General features: G+C 33.7%; 15 protein-coding genes. 2 read left to right on the top strand and 13 right to left on the bottom strand.

From position 1 onward, the window contains the following. Positions 1-12: 12 nt before the first annotated feature. Together B5X62_RS06895 and B5X62_RS06890 are read left to right on the top strand one after the other, a co-directional pair. Complete coding sequence (locus tag B5X62_RS06895) at positions 13-2145, top strand: helix-turn-helix domain-containing protein (protein ID WP_079666672.1); 2133 nt, start codon at positions 13-15, stop codon at positions 2143-2145. Positions 2146-2153: 8 nt separating this feature from the next. After that, positions 2154-2597, top strand: a complete 444-nt coding sequence (locus B5X62_RS06890) for a hypothetical protein (protein ID WP_079666671.1) — start codon at positions 2154-2156, stop codon at positions 2595-2597. Positions 2598-2724: 127 nt separating this feature from the next. Here the strand turns inward: B5X62_RS06890 and B5X62_RS06885 are convergent, their stop codons facing one another. From B5X62_RS06885 to B5X62_RS06825, 13 genes are all read right to left on the bottom strand, one after another. Next, the gene (locus B5X62_RS06885; protein ID WP_079666670.1) at positions 2725-3402 is read right to left on the bottom strand and encodes a hypothetical protein; all 678 of its coding nucleotides are present in this window, start codon (positions 3400-3402) and stop codon (positions 2725-2727) included. Positions 3403-3432: 30 nt separating this feature from the next. After that, a complete protein-coding gene (gene rfbD, locus B5X62_RS06880) occupies positions 3433-4299 on the bottom strand; it encodes a dTDP-4-dehydrorhamnose reductase (protein WP_079666669.1) in 867 nt (288 codons plus the stop codon). 4 nt (positions 4300-4303) lie between these two features. After that, positions 4304-4789, bottom strand: coding sequence for an acyl-CoA thioesterase (locus tag B5X62_RS06875; RefSeq protein WP_079666668.1), 486 nt, complete (start codon positions 4787-4789; stop codon positions 4304-4306). Positions 4790-4849: 60 nt separating this feature from the next. Then, positions 4850-5347, bottom strand: coding sequence for an OmpH/Skp family outer membrane protein (locus B5X62_RS06870; protein ID WP_079666667.1), 498 nt, complete (start codon positions 5345-5347; stop codon positions 4850-4852). 25 nt (positions 5348-5372) lie between these two features. Then, positions 5373-6044: an OmpH/Skp family outer membrane protein gene (locus B5X62_RS06865; protein ID WP_079666666.1), complete on the bottom strand. Its 672-nt coding sequence runs from the start codon at positions 6042-6044 to the stop codon at positions 5373-5375. 18 nt (positions 6045-6062) lie between these two features. After that, positions 6063-8603: a BamA/OMP85 family outer membrane protein gene (locus B5X62_RS06860; RefSeq protein WP_079666665.1), complete on the bottom strand. Its 2541-nt coding sequence runs from the start codon at positions 8601-8603 to the stop codon at positions 6063-6065. Between the two features lie 39 nt (positions 8604-8642). Next, positions 8643-9386 (bottom strand): isoprenyl transferase, encoded by a 744-nt coding sequence (locus B5X62_RS06855; RefSeq protein WP_079666664.1) that lies wholly within the window; start codon positions 9384-9386, stop codon positions 8643-8645. Between the two features lie 4 nt (positions 9387-9390). Next, positions 9391-10152 carry a type IX secretion system protein PorG gene (gene porG / locus B5X62_RS06850; RefSeq protein ID WP_079666663.1) on the bottom strand — a complete coding sequence of 254 codons (762 nt, stop codon included), beginning with the start codon at positions 10150-10152 and terminating at the stop codon, positions 9391-9393. Between the two features lie 187 nt (positions 10153-10339). Beyond that, positions 10340-12844 carry a polysaccharide biosynthesis tyrosine autokinase gene (locus B5X62_RS06845; protein WP_079666662.1) on the bottom strand — a complete coding sequence of 835 codons (2505 nt, stop codon included), beginning with the start codon at positions 12842-12844 and terminating at the stop codon, positions 10340-10342. A 1-nt stretch (position 12845) separates the two neighbouring features. Then, positions 12846-13712, bottom strand: coding sequence for a polysaccharide biosynthesis/export family protein (locus B5X62_RS06840; RefSeq protein WP_079666723.1), 867 nt, complete (start codon positions 13710-13712; stop codon positions 12846-12848). Between the two features lie 25 nt (positions 13713-13737). Continuing rightward, the gene (locus B5X62_RS06835) at positions 13738-14850 is read right to left on the bottom strand and encodes a glycosyltransferase family 4 protein (protein WP_079666661.1); all 1113 of its coding nucleotides are present in this window, start codon (positions 14848-14850) and stop codon (positions 13738-13740) included. Positions 14851-15053: 203 nt separating this feature from the next. Beyond that, a complete protein-coding gene (locus B5X62_RS06830; protein ID WP_079666660.1) occupies positions 15054-16061 on the bottom strand; it encodes a glycosyltransferase family 2 protein in 1008 nt (335 codons plus the stop codon). Positions 16062-16066: 5 nt separating this feature from the next. Next, positions 16067-17137 (bottom strand): formimidoylglutamase, encoded by a 1071-nt coding sequence (locus B5X62_RS06825; protein ID WP_079666659.1) that lies wholly within the window; start codon positions 17135-17137, stop codon positions 16067-16069. Positions 17138-17176 lie beyond the last annotated feature (39 nt).

Genomic DNA, 17176 nt, shown 5'->3' with positions numbered 1-17176 from the left:
TCCTAAAAACTTATGGAACAAAACGAGGCTTTATTTGATTTGATTGAGCATACCAATCGTAGTATTTTTTTGACAGGAAAAGCAGGAACTGGTAAGACCACTTTCCTCAATAATTTTGTTAAAAAAACTCAGAAAAAACACATCATCATCGCGCCAACGGGCATCGCTGCAATTAATGCTGGTGGTGTTACGATACACTCGATGTTTGGGTTACCCTTGAGGACTTTTATCCCAACAACCGAACGTATCGATCAAAATATAGCGAATAATATTGCGGATCTTATGCCGCACTTTAAATACCGAAAAGATAAACTAAAACTTCTTCGTGAGATCGAAGTTATCATTATTGACGAAGTGTCAATGTTGCGGGCTGATGTTTTGGACATGATGGATTTTGCGCTGCGACATATCCGCAGAAATCCTTTGAAATTCGGAGGTGTACAGATGTTATTTATTGGTGATCTTTACCAGTTGCCACCAGTTGTTAGAGACGAATATCTGTTAAATCAATATTACAAATCGCCTTTTTTCTTTCATGCAAAAGCTTTAGAAGATTATCCAATTATTACGATAGAACTTCGAAAAGTCTATCGACAAACGGATGAAAAATTCTTAGAAATATTAAATGCCATCAGAAATGGTGATGTCGAAAACATTGATTTTAATGAATTAAATTCTCGTTACGATCCAGACTTTGAAGCCGATGAAGAAGCTTACGTTTATCTTTGCTCACACAATCGACAAGCGGATGAAATTAATCAACGAAAATTAAAAGAACTCGGCAATTCTTCACATTATTTTGATGCCGAAATTGTTGGCGATTTCAAAGAAAGTCAATATCCGAATGAAGAAACTTTAGAACTAAAAGTTGGTTCGCAAATTATGTTTATCCGAAATGACACATCGCCCGACAAACGTTATTACAACGGAAAACTGGCCGAAATCACCTACATCAACGGTGATGAAATAAGCGTTGTCATGGAAGGCAGCGAAGAAGAATTCGTCATTAAACCTGAAATTTGGGAACAAAAAAGATATGGACTCGACGCCGAAAAAAATATTACAGAAGAAGTTTTGGGAAGCTTCAAACAATATCCGATTCGTTTGGCTTGGGCGGTTACCATCCACAAAAGCCAAGGTTTGACATTTGACCGATTGATTATCGACGCAGGAAAAAGTTTTGCTTCTGGGCAAGTCTATGTTGCTTTGTCTCGTTGTCGAACTTTGGAAGGTATTGTTTTGAAATCTAGAATTACACCTGAAGTTATTTTTAAAGATCATCGCGTTGCCGAATTCCAATCGACGACCAATGCGAATGACAAAATGGAAGCTATTTTGGAAGCTGAAAAATACGATTACAGCATCGAAAAAGTTATCCGAAGATTGGACTGTACATGGTTTGCGCAGACTTTAGAAATCTGGTATAACAGCGGAAAAGATAGTCGTTATCTCGATCGTGAGCAGAAGAAAAATCTATATTTAACTTTAAAACCAGAAATCAATAATCTGCAGCAAATTTTTGTTAAGTTCGAAAAGATTTTAAAACAATTAACTTATAAATTTATCAATCAGGAAAGCGATTGGCAACAAGTTGAAGAAAAAGCAAAAGGCGCTGTTAATTTCTTTTTCACGAATGTTAATGATAAAATTTTTGTCCCATTAAAAGATTTTTATGCAACTACAAAAGGTGTCAAAGGACTTAAAGCTTACAATGAAGATTTTAAAATTTGGATTGATGATTTACAAGACTATTTAAAAGACATCAAAGACGCGAAGCTTCTTAACGTTGAATTATTCGACAAAAAAAATGATGTTGAAATCTCAGCAACGATCAAAAAAATCCCGACGCATATTATAAGTTTCCAAATGTTTCAAGATGGAAAAACCTTGGGCGAAATCGCTAAAGAACGAGGTTTGGTTGTATCGACGGTCTATGGACATTTAGCCAAATTTGCTGAACAAGGCGTTTTGGATAAGAAAGATCTTTTGAGAATTTATCCAAAAGAAAAAATCGAAAGTTTCGAAAAAGCATTTAAAGAAAATCCACAAGAAACGCTTAACGATTGGAAAAGTGTTTTGCCATCAGATTTTGAATTCAATGAAATAAGGTTATTATGGAATTATTTTCTTAATTTGAAGCCATAAATAAAATTATGGAGCAACTCGACATTTTTGATTCTTTTGACAACGAAAACCTTAGACGCCGCGCACTTCTTCCAATTTGGATGAAAGTCTTTACGTGGATTTTTCTAATTGCTGGGATTGTCGCATTATTCATTCCGATTTTTGGGATTTTCAGTTCAAAAATAGATTTGTCGATTTATGGCATTACGACCGACCAAGTTTGGACTTTTGATGGTGTTGCAATTTTAATTATTTTCCTATTTAAAGCTTTAGTCGCTTTTGGACTTTGGTTTGAGAAAGATTGGGCGATTAATTTAGGAATTGTGGATGCCATTTTTGGAATTGCATTTTGTCTTTTCGCCATGTTTATTCAGCATTCGACTTGGGACAATATTGACATTAATGTGCGATTAGAAATTTTGGTTTTAGTCCCGTATTTAATAAAACTTTGGAAACTGAAATCCATTTGGTAACATAAAAAAATTCTCGATACAAAATCTTCCTGATTTTAACTCGAATTGACAATATTAGAAGAAAATATATTTGCGAGGACTTATCAATACTCATAAAAAAAACATCTCGGTTGAGATGTTTTTTGTTTTATTTCTGTTCTGTATAGATCGTGGTTAAAAAATCACCGTAAGAACGTTCTAGTCCAATAATATCGCTGGTTTTAATATTAATTCCACCGTAGATACTTTTATTTTCTTTTACTTTAAAATTCGAGATTTGGAAATATTGTGCCGGATGTTCTTCTTTGCCCGTAACTTTTATTCCACTTCCCAAAAACTGTCGCGTCGACACAGTAATTTCTTCACCAACATTAAAACTTTTTTTGATAAAATGTCTTTCTTTAAGCTCTAATTTATCTTTATTAATACTGATTTTTTGATCCTTATTAGACGACGCCACCAAATAAATTGTATTAAATTCTTTCGGGATATCGTTGGCTGCAACGTAGTACAAACTCAACATATAATGGTTGGGGTTGAAAGCTTCGTCCTCCAAACCATCGGGTTTTCTCCACGAAAAAGTATTGGCTCCGATTTGTTTTGCTTTTTTGTAAATCGCATCAAAAACAGCAACATCGTCATTAGAAAAACCATTCACTAAAATTTCTCCAAGATATTCGCCTTTGGTTATTTCCGGATTTATTTTGTAAAGAAACTTATCGGTGTTCTCATGAGTTTTTGCAACGTTGCTCAGGATTACATTTTGTGCAAAAGCCATCACACCAAACAAAAAAACGCCGAAAGAAATTATTTTTTTAATATTCATTATTGATTTTTAAACTTGAAAAACCAAGTTTTATTTTAAACTTTTTAAAACTTCGATACATTCTTCCAAACTATGTTCCCAACGACGAGGCTCGATACCATAAGTTTTTTCGATTTTGTCAAGATTCATCGTAGAACGCATTGGACGTTTTGCAGGCGTCGGAAATTGCTCTGTCGTAATTGGGTTAAGCTTAACACTAGAACCTGAATATTCTTTAATCTTTTCAGCAAAGTTAAACCAAGTCGTCTCAGGATAATTTGAAAAGTGGAAAATCCCAAAATGCTTCGCATCTTTTTTAATGATTTCCATAATCGCGTCCGCTAAATCGTTTGCATTAGTCGGTTGTCCGTATTGGTCATTTACGATTCCTAGTTCATCTTTTGTTGCAAACAAGTTAAGCATGGTTTTAACAAAGTTCTTGTTAAACTCCGAATATAACCACGACGTTCTCAAAATAATCGTTTTTGGGTTGTTATCTAAAGCTAACTCCTCGCCTTTTCTTTTACTTGCGCCATAAACGCCTTGTGGATTTGTAAAATTGTCTTCAGAATAATCGATGTTGGTATTACCTTCGAAAACGTAATCTGTCGAAACGTGGATTAATGTACACTCGTGGCTTTCGCAAACATCTGCCAAATCTGCAACAGCATAAGTATTAACTGCAAAGGCTTTATCTTCCTCAGTTTCTGCCAAATCTACAGCCGTGTAAGCTGAAGCGTTGATGCAGTAGTCAGGTTGATAATCCTGAAACTCACGAGAAATATCTTCGTGTTTCGTAATGTCTAAAACGCTAGAACTTGTAAAATTAAAATCGAAAACATCATGATAACGATGCGCCAATTTTTGTAAACAATGTCCCAACTGGCCGTTTGCTCCGATTACCAATATTCTTTTCATAGTACTAATTTTTAGCTTTATTAAATTGTCTTAAGACTTTCGCACGCTCACTGAATTCTTTTTCGGGAAGATCAACAATAGTCGGTGTAAACAAATCCAAAGTCTCTTGCGGATGCGGAACGCTAGTTCTGGCTTTCATACTAAAATGAATAACCGTCATCCAAAGAACTGCGTGGATTGTTTTTTCGTCCTCGCTTTTCATTAAGATTTCGACTTTCGAAACGCGATCTTGCAAATCGATTAACTTGCTGGAAATTACAACTTTTTTATTATATCTAACTTCTTTGAAATAGGCTATCTCATTCTGAATACTTACCCATGTAAAACCAGTTTTGGTAGCATATTCTTCATAAGTAAATCCAAAATGTTGTTCAACATGATCTTCTCTCGCATTAAGCATATATACCAAATAGTTGATATTGTTAAGATGCCCGATTGGATCGCAATCTCCGAAACGTATTTTGGCTAAACTCTTGAATTCTTTTTCCATAGCGCAAAAATAAAAAAACCACTCCAGAAAGAGTGGTTAATATTTGTTAATTAAAACGAATTATTTAATACCTAATTGCGTTTTAACATCTTGAGTTGCATCTGGACCTCCTTTGTATACGAAAACTGTATCGTCAACGATGAAATCGTATCCTTTAGCTTTAGCTACTTTAGAGATAGCATCTTTAATTTTAGCTTCGATTGGAGCAAGACCAGCGTCATATTTGTCTCTGATATCTTTCTCACCAGCCATAGCTTCTTGTTGAAGGTTAGATTGAAGTTTTTCCATCTCAGCACTTCTTTGCTCATTGATCTGTTGAGTTTGAGTAGAAGCTTCTTTTTGATATTTTTCAAATGTTTGTTGAGCTGCAGTTCTTTTCTTTTCTAATTCTGCTTTTTTAGTATCAGACAAAGTTTTCATTTGTTGATCTAACTTAATTTTCTCTGGCATAACGCTAAGTACAGAAGCAACATCTAATGAAGCCATTTTTTGAGCCTTTGCAACGCCTACTGCAACAAACATCATAACTGCTGCAAATAATACACTTAGTTTTTTCATAATAGAATTTATATAATTTTAATTGTTACTTAGCAACTTCCATTTGCAAACTCTCAGTCTTTAACTGTTGAGATGCTTTTGGATTGTTGGTTTTAGTTGGGGCGGTTCTACTTCTAGTTCCACGATCGTTATTAAGAACTGGCGCTCCAACTTTGTTATTGTTTTTTGTATCCGTATTAGATTTTGGAAGTGTTTTTACCAATAAATCTAACACAGCATCTGTATAATCATACTTTTTGTCTAAAAACAATACACTTGTGTTATTGCTTTTATCAAAGACTATGCCCAAGCTATTTTTCTTAGACATTGTTTCGATGCTATTCCAGATTTGATCTTGATAAGGTTTAACAAGACTTGCTCGTAATTGATCGATCTCGCCACCTGTACCAAAACGTCCGTTGATAGAATTACGAATATTATTTTCTAAATCTGAGATTTCTTTTTCTCTCAATTTTAATTGATCACCAACTAATAAAACCTTTTCGCTTTCGAAAGCAGCTTTTTTGGTTTCATATTCATTTTGTAATCTTTGTAAATCACCTTGCCATTGCGCAACTTGTGTATTAAGTCTAGTTTCGGCTTCTTTATATTGTGGTAATTTGCTCAATATATAATTAGTGTCTACAACACCCATTTTTTGTGCGAAAGCTGTGCTAGAAAAAACACATACTGCAAAAGCTAAAACTAATTTCTTCATATTACAAATGTATAAAAATTATAATGGTTGGTTCATTAGGAAGTGAGTCTGCCATCCTGAAGGTTCTGATTGTCCAATACCTTTGTCGAATCCATATGCAAAGTCAAATCCGATTAATCCAAATGCAGACATCGATACTCTAATACCAACACCTACGGATCTTTTTAATTGGAATGGGTTATAACTTCCCCAAGAGTTCCAAGCGTTACCACCTTCAGCAAATGTTAATGCGAAGATTTTGGCAGTTTGGTTCATTGAGATTGGATATCTTAACTCCATCGCAAATCTATTGTAAATAGTTGCTCCACCGTAAGGTGTAATATCATAAGGTGTCGAACTTGTAAAACCTGTAGAAGAGGCGTTTTCATAACCTCTTAACGGCACAATCTCTCTACCATCGAATCTACCATTGAAAAGCCCTACACCTCCGACATAGAATCTCTCAAAAGGTGGTGCTCCCAAATCTTTGTTATATCCACTAAGGTAACCCATCTCGGCAGTTGTTCTAAGAACAAGCTTACCAACAACTTCGTTATAGAAATCTGCTTTAAATTTAACTTTAAAGAATTCCATCCACTTATATTTATCCAAGGCAGGCATATTTGCATAGTCCTTCTTTTCAAATAACGAATAAGGTGGCGTGAATTTAACAGACAAATCTAAGTTAGATCCATAAGTTGGGAATACAGGATCTAGACCCGCAGAGTTACGAGAAAGTCCCAAATTCATCGTTAATGACTTCGTAGAACCATTCATCTCTTGTTTGTCACCAAATTGGAAAGGATAATTCTGGAAGTTATAACTCTGGAATTGTAACCCAGTGTAGAATGAGAAATAGTCATCTGGCCATCTCAATCTTTTCGTTAGACCTACGTTAGCAGAGAAAATATTTAATTTCTGGTTCTCACCAGTATAATAATCATAATTAACACGAGAGTAGTTGAAACCAACACTCAAAGCAGTTGGACGTGTACCATATAACCAAGGTTCAACAAAAGAGATTGAGTAGTTTGTAAAGTATTGTCCAGCCTGTGCTTGTAAAGATAAAACCTGACCATCTCCTTGAGGAACTGGTTTAAAATCTTTAAACTTCAAGAAGTTTCTAAGAGAGAAGTTATTAAACGTTAATCCCAAAGTACCGATAAAAGAGTTACCACCGTAACCAGCTTGTAACTGAACTTGCGAAGATCCTTTCTCCACCAACGTCCAATGCATGTTAACCGTGTTATCTTGAGGATTTGGCTTTACATCTGTCCCAATCTGTTGAGGATCGAAAAACTGCATACCTGCCAACTCGAAATAAGTTCTTTTGATATCAGATTTTGCAAACAAAGCACCAGGTCTCGTTTGTAAAGATCTAAGGATAACGTGGTCATGCGTTGTTGTATTACCAGACCAAGTTACACGGTTCCAAGTTGCTTTTTCACCTTCATTGATACGGATTTCTAAATCGATAGAATCACCTTTAACAGCTTTCTCAATTGGTGTTACCGTTGAGAACAAGAAACCATTGTTCATGTAGATTGACTTAAGGTCAGAGTCATCCTCTTTACCACCGTCTTCACCAACTTTTTTGTTAAATCCTACCGCATCGTAAATATCTCCAGTTTTATAACCTAAAATCTTTTGTAAAAACTCTGTAGTAAAAGTTGTGTTACCGATGAAGTTAATATCACCGATATAATATTTTTTCCCTTCGCTAAGGTCAACATTGATGTGGAATCCTTTTTGATCACGTGTTACGCTATCCGAAACAATTGCCGCATCTCTAAAACCTAACGAGTTATAGTAGCTAATAAGATGTTTTTTGTCTTCCTCATATTTTTCTTCAATAAATTTCGAAGGCTTAATAAGTCCGATTAAAAATCGTTTTTGTTTAGTGTCTTTGAAACCTTTTTTTCTTAACTTGCTAGAAGATACATTTTGGTTTCCTTTAAAAACGATTTCATCAATTTTTACCTTTTTACCTTTATCAACCTCAATAGTCCAATCTACCATGTTAGGATCGGTAGCACTTGGCTTATCCGTGATTTTGATATTAGCGTCAGCAAAACCTTTTTTAATATATTCTTGAGGAATCTTGTTTTGTAAACTTGAAACTAAATTGTTATTAATTTTTGTTCCTGGCTTTAGGTTATTATCTTTAATGAATTTTTCATTCTTAGACTTACCGATACCTTTTCCTGTAAATTTAACTTCACCAAGTTCTTTAAGATCTTGTAAAGAAAACTTAAGAACCGCTTGATCGCCCTCAACATTTTCTACAAGAACTTCAACTTTAGAAAAAGATTGTGAGTCCCATAATTTTTTAATTGCAGAGCTAATACGTTGTCCTGGTATTTCGATTTTTTCGCCTTTTACCAAGCCTGCCATTCTAAGGATCTGTGCCGAAGAATATTTTTTAACACCGTCTACAACGATATCTTTAAGATAATATTCGCTAGTGTTTGTATCTTGCTGTACTTCTGCAGTTTGGTTACCAGTTTGTGGGTTAATTTGTGCATTAACCACGCTAAAAGTGGTTGCAAAAAATATTATAGGTAAAATAATTTTTTTCATTTCTCTTCCTGAGTTCTTCAATCGCTAAATCCCAAATTGTTACTTGACTTGCTCACTAGTCATCCCGTAACGTCTTTCTTTATTTTGATAATCCAATATACATTGGAAAAATATGTCTTTACTAAAATCTGGCCACAATACATCCAAGAATTGTAGCTCAGCATAAGCTATTTGCCATAGCATAAAATTACTAATACGAATCTCTCCACTGGTACGAATCATAAGATCTACTGGTGGGAAATCTTTTGTATATAGATGATTTTCAAATAGTTTATCATCTATGTCATTAATGGCTACTTTACCATCTTTAACATCAGAAGCTATTTCTTTAACCGCTTTCAAAATCTCATGTTGCGCTCCGTAATTGAGCGCCAATATAAGATTCCCACCTTTATTGTTTTTTGTAAGATCTACAAGGTTAAGCAACTGCTCTCTCACAAGATCAGGAAGCTTTGCAATGTCTCCAATAAAATGAAGTCTAAGTCCTTTGGTGTAGATTTCTTCAGCTTCGTTAAGCAAAGATTCTGACAACAAAGACATCAATGTATCAACCTCGTCTGTTGGACGCTTCCAATTTTCTGTTGAAAAAGTATATAATGTAAGATAAGGAATCTCGATTTCGTTACACGCATTAATCGCATTACGAACAGCTTCGATAGCATTACGATGACCAAAAGTTCTTTGTTCTCCTCTTGTTTTTGCCCAACGACCATTGCCATCCATAATGATAGCAACATGTTGTGGCAAATTCGCCTTATCTATTTTTTCTTTTAAATCTGACATGTGATTATTTACAATAACAAGGCGGTCGTCCAAATGAATATGATAAAATGATTGTTGCAGAATTAATCCAATCGTTAGAATTTGGATTTCCTATTTGTCGGAAAGTATCTGGTACACCTTCCACATTAGAAACAATCGTGCTATAATCAATTGCATCTGAGAAAGTCTGTCTAAAAGTCGCCTCTGCAGATAATGCCCAGTTATAATTGAATTTATACTTAAGACCTACACCAAAAGGCAAGTCCATAGATATTTTTTTAGCAGATTCGTAAGTTGGTTGTGGTACACCATTTTGCTCTTGCAAATCTGTTAATTTAACAACATTAAACATCATACCTCCTATCCCAGCAAAAACATAAGGACTTACTTTGCTTTTATGCTCATCATTAATATCGAAAAAATAATATTCGAATGTTAAATCGGCATGATAAATAGAGTTATTACCATAAAGCTTTCTCATCCTTCTATAATTTTCGGCAGCGTGCAAATCACTAAACTGCACATTACTATATCCTGCACTAAGTCTAATAGACTGTTGAGGATTAACATTGAGACGGTAAATTGCACCTATGTATAAAGGAACTCCTAGGGTAAGTTTTTTATCAAGAATTGGTTTTTGCAATATAAAACCTGTACGGCCAATATCGCCCACAAGGTTACTCATCCCTGCTTGTACACCAACTTCATGTCTTTGTGCCTTGATAGTATTGGTACTAAAAAGGGCTACAACTGCAAGGAAAAAAGTATAAAAAAATCTTAGTCTCATATTCTTTGGGGATAATTTCTCCCTAAAAATTGGTGCAAATATAACACATTTTTAGGTTAGGAAACTTCTTAAAATTTCGTTAAAAAACAATTGATCTCATTAAAATAAGTTAATTAAATAACGCAATTTTTTAAAAATATTATTAAATCATTTAAAAATACAGTTTGTAATTGCAATCTCGGAGCATTTAGTTCCTCTTAAAAAGCTTACGTATTTTGTTTCTTAACTTAATAATTCCAGGCTCTTTGTAATCTGCATCTTCTTCAAAATAACCATAGCCGTAACCATAGCCGTAGCCATAACCATAGCCGTAACCATAACCGTAGCCATAACCTTGTTTAGCTTCGTAGTCGTTATAGATAAGTCCAATATGAGAGACCTCTTTTTTAGCTAATTTATCTTTAATTAGATTGAGCATATATTTTTCTGTGTATTCATGTCGTACGATATACACAGTTGCATCGACATATTTCATGATTTCGAATGCATCTGCAACTAACCCCACCGGAGGTGAATCTATAATAATATACTCATATTGTTGTCTAAGAGCCTCTAACAATTTTTCATTACGTTCTCCCAATAACAATTCCGAAGGATTTGGTGGAATAGGTCCCGAAGTAATAATATCCAAACTTGGGACTTGTGTTGAGTTAATAATTTGTTCTAAGCCAACCTCGCCAGTCAAATAATTGGATATACCATTTTTATTAGTGAATTTAAAATCTCCAAAAATCTTTGGTTTTCGCAAATCCATCCCCAATAAAACCGTCTTCTTTCCACTGATGGCTAATACTGTTGCCAGATTCATAGAATTATAAGTTTTTCCTTCTCCACTAATAGATGATGTTATCAAAATAACCTTGCTAGTTTTTGACTCATCAACCAAAAATTTGAGATTGGATCTAACACCACGAAAAGCTTCTGCAATAGAAGATTTTGGTCGATCTAATACACTAAGATTACTGTCTTCTGCATTCTTACCAATAACACCTAATAACGGAATTTTAGTAACATTAACAACTTCTTTAATATTACGAATACGATTATCCAAGATTTCGGACAACGCAATTAACAAAAGAGGAATTACTAACAATCCGCCAATAATACCACTTTGAATTGCCTTGACATTAGGCGCAATAGGACCTTGTCCAAGATTTTTTGCCTTATCGATAATTGTCAAATTACTTTTGTTAGAAACAATTCGCATTTGTGCTTTTGCTTGTTCACTTAACAAAGTGTTATAGGTAGCTTCGATAATATTATATCCTCTTTGAGCATCTAAAAATTGTCGCTCCTTCTCTGGCAAAGTATAGAGTTGTTTGTCAATATTCTCAACTTGGCTATTGATATCAGCTAACTGCTCATCAAACTTTAGATAATATTGTCTTAGTCCGCTGGTAGAATTATTTCTGGCCTCGTTAATTAGTCTATTAATTTCGCGCATTGGCTCCGAATCGGGAGTATAAATTGTCGCCATTTCTCTACGCTTAGCATAGAGCGCTTTCAACTCTGATACCGAAGCTGTAAATGCACCATCCTCAATCCCAGCAGAACTGATATTGATTATTTTTTCGATGTTATTAGAGCTTACTACATTTCTAACCTGATCAAGATTTTTCATTTTAGAAATGAGTGCTGCACGATCAGTTTCTAATTTTTTAAGTTCTTCGTAAGTTTTTGCATCAAGATTACTCATATCGTAAAGCTTATTATCAATCTTAATCTGATTAAACTTTGTCGAACTTGAGTCTAATTTTGCACGAACTTCACCTATATTTTTGCTTAGATATTCTAATGTGTTTTTATCTACAGTATTAGCATCCTCTAGTCGTTTTTTAATCAACTCTTCGATAGCAATATTTAGAAAACGTACAGTACCATTAAGATTGTAACCACTTTTGCTAATTATCATAATGGATGGAAGTTCTGGATCAAATTTAACACCCAAAGATGAAATTATCCCATTAACCGCAGCATTTACAGTAACTAATGTAACATTAATATTATCAAATTTTACAGCACTAGGAATAGGATTTCGTTCTAACTTAAATCTAAGATTGGGCGACGTATACCATTCATCAATCCCGATAATCTTATTAGCTGGCCTTTTATATGGAGATACACTTTGATAAGATTCGGTTTGATAATTATACAACGATGTAGATTCTCCTTCCTCTGGCAGGATAACTTCATATTTATCTCCTCCTTTTGCTTTTAATGTAATTTGATAATTAACTTGCTGCGCATGTGCTTTATCAATTTTAAGAATTACTGGCGAATCATCTTGATCCAGATAAGTCTGTTTAATAAGTCCTTTTGTTGTATAGTTGGTATACAAATCCAGTTTATTAACCAAAAACTCGTTAAGGCTTCTTGACATCAAAATCTTTTTGATGTATACTCCATCTTGATTTCCTGTCTGCCCCCAAATAAAGTTAATTGACTGATTGGGAGTAAAATAACTAGCGGTATTATTAGAAATACTTAAAGATAAATTTGACTCATATACTCGTTGTGCATAATACTTACTATAAAAATATGAAATGGCATAACCAAGCATGCCGAGGATAACAAACCAATACCAATTTTTTAATAACCTATGTACAAAATGCATAGGATCAAACAAGCTAAATGATTTTGATTTAACTTCTTCCTCAACCTCTACTTGTTTTTTATTATTATCTGGGATCATATTATAACTTCGTAAAAATCAAATAAATAGACAAAACTGTTGTCAACAAAGTAACACCTGTTGATAAACTCTGCAGAGGTTCTTTTCCAAAACCAGAAATTGCTTTCTTATTTGTACTTAACATAATCATATCACCATTTTGCAACCAAAAGTAAGGCGAATTCATCACATCCTCTCTCGTTAAGTCCAACTTAATACGTTTGATACCTTCTGGATATTTACGAAGAAGAGTAATATTTTTTCTGTCTATAGTTCTGTTAAGACCATTATTAGCAGATATAGCCTCTAATATATTAAGCTGTTGTACGTGCGCTTTTTTTGCACCAGTCAAGTCAGTGCCTTCCATGTCACCAAGAATATAATAGTTAATACCATCGATAGTAACTCGAACTTCAGATTTTCCTTCTAAAAAATTCTCATTAACTTTTGTCTGAATTTCTTGACTTATATCTTCTAAAGTTCTACCCTCTGCTTTTATAAAACCTATACCGAAAACATAAATATCGCCTTTAGAATCAACCTTTATCCCATTAAAATAAAACCTAGAATTACCTACATTAGATCCTACTCCGGAGCCACTTGTAGAACCAGCACCCGTGGCAGGATTCAATCCTCCACCTCCAGACTCGCCAGCTGACACATTATAACTAGAATAAAATTGTGCAGCATCCCCTTTCGGCGTTGTGATAATGTTAAGACCTAAAATATCATTCTTCGTTATACGATATTCTTGAATGTTATAAGGGATAAGACCATCCTCATTTATTGTTAAACTTGCGCTTGGCTGAATATAAGTAATATCCTTTCTAGAAACACAAGAACTCACAAACATTAGCAACAAAACGAGATATAAATATAATTTCCGCATCATAATAAAATATAATCAAATATAATTATTTATCAAAAAGTTTTTTTAATAAAAAAGGTAAAAAGGATAAAAACATCCCAATCGAAAACACAATCAAAAATAACAAATTAACATTCATTTGTCTTAAAAAATATACAATAGCAATTACCAACAGATAAATTACACATATTGCTAAAGTCGCACGACGGTGTGTTAAATGCAAATCTAGCAGCCTATGATGTAGATGATTTTTATCTGGCTTTAACAAAGATTTGCGTTTTATAAGTCTAATAAGGATAACTGAAAATGTATCAGCAATCGGTAGTATTAAAATCGAAAGAGCAATCACAGGAGCTGAAAGCAAATGATAATGCGGTATGGAGAAATCTCCCTTATCTATAAACACATCTATAAAATTAATTGCTGTAAAAGCTAATAAAAAGCCTAAAATCATAGAGCCAGTATCCCCCATAAATATTTTGTGATTACGCACATTTGACAGGTTATACCTTAAAAAGCCCAATACCGAGCCAATAATAATTACACAAAAAACCACTAAAGGAAAATTATATTCTCCCAATCTATAAAAACTAAAGGCAAAAAGACCGCTAGATAAAATACTATATCCTCCTGCAAGTCCATCTATACCGTCAATTAAATTAAAAGCATTTATTAAAATAATAAAAGTTAAAACACTAAAAAAAATACTGAAGTAGTAATTCAACTCAAAAATACCGAAAAGTCCAAAAAAACTTCTTATTCGTACATCAGATCCTACTACAACCAATACCGAAACTATTATCTGCGCAATTAATTTTTTATACGCCCTCATAACAACGATATCGTCAGTTACACCAATAAAAAATAAAATAACTAGTGATGCAAACAAAAACTTGTATTGATCAAACAATTCGTAGGCGAAAATTGGCGCACAAACACCAAGCGCAAAAAAAATCGCAATTCCACCAAGATTCGGAATTTTTCTTTGATGAGAACTTCTCATAGTAGGCTCATCCATCAAATTTTTTCGGCGCGAAATCTTTATAATAGAAGGTATCGTAAAATAGGTTAGTAAAAAAGAAATAATGAACCCTAGCACCATCTTTAATACAAAGACAGATTCAAAATCCATATTTTGTACAAAATCTATCTTGTCCATCGTTTGTAATCGTAAATTTTCATCATGTGTTGTGTGTTAGATTTTTAGCCTAAGCTCTCATCTTCTGGCAAAAATACTAATAAATACCTAATAAGCTGACATTGATTTAAAAAAAACACAAGATAGCTTTACTGAAATTAAAAAAACTGTATTAAAATTTCAAATTACGACTTAATCTAAATAGTAAAAGCAACTTCTAATAGCTATTTAGATAATTTCGAAATAATAATTTTATGCAAACCTACTGGTACAAAAAATTGAATTAAATAATAAATTCGCTTCGTTATTGGTAAGCTAGAAAAGTAGTTTTCTCCAAATCTTTTGTAAGCAAAAACATCATTTCTTGATATTTGACGTTCCTTCATAAAAATTGAAAGTGCATTTCGCATTTGCAGATATGTAGACTTATCTTTAACAAAAGCCAAATAAGCTAAAAAAGTATAAACACCTTCTAGAATCTGGAAATTCTTAAGCTCAATTGTTCGGTTAGAAAAACTAGAATTTTTAAACACAACTTCAACATCTTTAACAGCGTTAAGAATATCAAGGCCTTTCAAAGTATGTGTTTTGGTTATAGAATCGGTGCGTTCTAGATATTGATAATGGAATTTCTGAGTTTGTGCAATTGTTTTGCAATTCAACAAAAGCTGTGGAATTAACTGTATATCCTCGAAATGAATTCCTTTTTTAAACGTTTTTTCCGAAAACAAATCAGCTCTAAAAATTTTATTACAAGCAAAATAGCTCAAATCAGAAAACACAAAAAAATGCTCACTCAAGTCAATTTTCTCTGGCATATTTGGGATTTGCGTCAACTTTTGAGTAACATTTCCGAATTGATCAACTTTCTGCAAATTACAAATAACCATTTCGGCATTGTGTTTTTGTGCCAAATTGTACATTTCTGCAAACATATCTTCCGTGACATAGTCATCACTGTCCACAAAACCAATATAATTGCCGGTACAATGTTTTAATCCAAAATTACGAGCGTCGCTAAGACCGCCATTTTCTTTAGTAAAAGCTTTGATTTTTTCAGGAAAACGATTTGCAAAATCATCAATAATCTGTTGCGAATTATCTTTGCTACCGTCATTAACAACAATAATTTCAATATCAGAAAGTTGTTGATTAATTAACGAATTAAGACATTTTTCAAGGTAAATTTCAACATTATAAACGGGAACAATTACCGAAACTTTTGGTCGCATATTTTTTATTTTCTAGTAAAACGTTCGCCCAAATAACCTCTTTTTGCCTCTTCAAAATCTGAGCGCGAACACGGAATTAAATTATTAGAATCCTCATCTTCCCCAAAATACCAAAGATTCCTAAAAGTATCACGTTGGAAAGCATGACTTTCTTCGCCAACCATCACCCAATAAGTTTCGAATTTTCGTTCTTTAGGATGTGATCGTTGAATATTGATCCCTTCTATCAAATACCAAATCATTTGCGCCAAAAGCTGATGATTCATTCGATCGTCAGAATAAATATTAAAATTAAAAATGCCGACAGATTTTAGATTTTCACTAAGACCGATTTCCTTCATATAAGCACAAATTTCGCGCTTGTTAAGTCCGTTAACTTGAGGATTTATCGAGAAAGGATCCATACCGCTTTCGATGGCATCACAATTAATCGTCACTAAATCTGTTTTTCTAAAATAAGGTTCGGTCCGCTCTGTAGAATTCATCATTTCTGCCAAACGAATGACATCAAACTGAACTTCTTTTATCAATTTAACAGAGTCTAATTCGTTAAGATGTTTTTGATAACCAAGATGGTGATAATTTTGAATCTCGAAGTTTTTGGAACCCAAAATTTTACTTAAAAAATTACGCTCATTAATTTCGTCACCTTGCGCCAAAGACACAACATTGTTGATTTGCGTATAATTTATCTTTTTATAATGAAAATCTAAAGCGGCATAAAGTGAATACGCAAAATCCGTAGAACCGCCAACCACAACTGGAATCGCACGTTTGTAATGACAAGCAGAAAGTACTTCTTGCAAAATATAATGCGTGTCTTCTAGACTTTTACCAGATACCAAATCGCCCAAATCCACCATCGGAATTTCGAAATCCAATTTTGACAATCTGTAAAACTCGCGACGAACATTCATAAAATCCTGAACCTCAGCATCGCCACGCGCACCACGATTATCGGAAACAAACAACAACACAATGCTGTCTTCTAAAATTTCATTTGCGATATGAGCGCCCAATTGCCATTCTTCAGTTTTTATGGGTTTTGGAGCAATGATAAAATCTTCAAAATTCATGTTTAGTTTTATTTACGATTGGTGATTTGATAGTAAAAA

The sequence above is a fragment of the Soonwooa buanensis genome, from assembly GCF_900167905.1.
Taxonomy (GTDB): Bacteria; Bacteroidota; Bacteroidia; order Flavobacteriales; family Weeksellaceae; genus Soonwooa; species Soonwooa buanensis.
This window is presented reverse-complemented; position numbering and strand designations above follow the sequence as displayed.

Excerpts from the sequence above, each read along its gene's own strand:
- B5X62_RS06830 (WP_079666660.1), bottom strand. The coding sequence starts at position 16,061 with ATGCGACCAAAAGTTTCGGTAATTGTTCCCGTTTATAATGTTGAAATT.
- B5X62_RS06840 (WP_079666723.1), bottom strand. The coding sequence starts at position 13,712 with ATGCGGAAATTATATTTATATCTCGTTTTGTTGCTAATGTTTGTGAGT.
- B5X62_RS06870 (WP_079666667.1), bottom strand. The coding sequence starts at position 5,347 with ATGAAAAAACTAAGTGTATTATTTGCAGCAGTTATGATGTTTGTTGCA.
- rfbD (WP_079666669.1), bottom strand. The coding sequence starts at position 4,299 with ATGAAAAGAATATTGGTAATCGGAGCAAACGGCCAGTTGGGACATTGT.
- B5X62_RS06855 (WP_079666664.1), bottom strand. The coding sequence starts at position 9,386 with ATGTCAGATTTAAAAGAAAAAATAGATAAGGCGAATTTGCCACAACAT.
- B5X62_RS06890 (WP_079666671.1), top strand. The coding sequence starts at position 2,154 with ATGGAGCAACTCGACATTTTTGATTCTTTTGACAACGAAAACCTTAGA.
- B5X62_RS06825 (WP_079666659.1), bottom strand. The coding sequence starts at position 17,137 with ATGAATTTTGAAGATTTTATCATTGCTCCAAAACCCATAAAAACTGAA.
- B5X62_RS06895 (WP_079666672.1), top strand. The coding sequence starts at position 13 with ATGGAACAAAACGAGGCTTTATTTGATTTGATTGAGCATACCAATCGT.
- B5X62_RS06845 (WP_079666662.1), bottom strand. The coding sequence starts at position 12,844 with ATGATCCCAGATAATAATAAAAAACAAGTAGAGGTTGAGGAAGAAGTT.
- porG (WP_079666663.1), bottom strand. The coding sequence starts at position 10,152 with ATGAGACTAAGATTTTTTTATACTTTTTTCCTTGCAGTTGTAGCCCTT.
- B5X62_RS06865 (WP_079666666.1), bottom strand. The coding sequence starts at position 6,044 with ATGAAGAAATTAGTTTTAGCTTTTGCAGTATGTGTTTTTTCTAGCACA.
- B5X62_RS06875 (WP_079666668.1), bottom strand. The coding sequence starts at position 4,789 with ATGGAAAAAGAATTCAAGAGTTTAGCCAAAATACGTTTCGGAGATTGC.
- B5X62_RS06835 (WP_079666661.1), bottom strand. The coding sequence starts at position 14,850 with ATGGACAAGATAGATTTTGTACAAAATATGGATTTTGAATCTGTCTTT.
- B5X62_RS06885 (WP_079666670.1), bottom strand. The coding sequence starts at position 3,402 with ATGAATATTAAAAAAATAATTTCTTTCGGCGTTTTTTTGTTTGGTGTG.
- B5X62_RS06860 (WP_079666665.1), bottom strand. The coding sequence starts at position 8,603 with ATGAAAAAAATTATTTTACCTATAATATTTTTTGCAACCACTTTTAGC.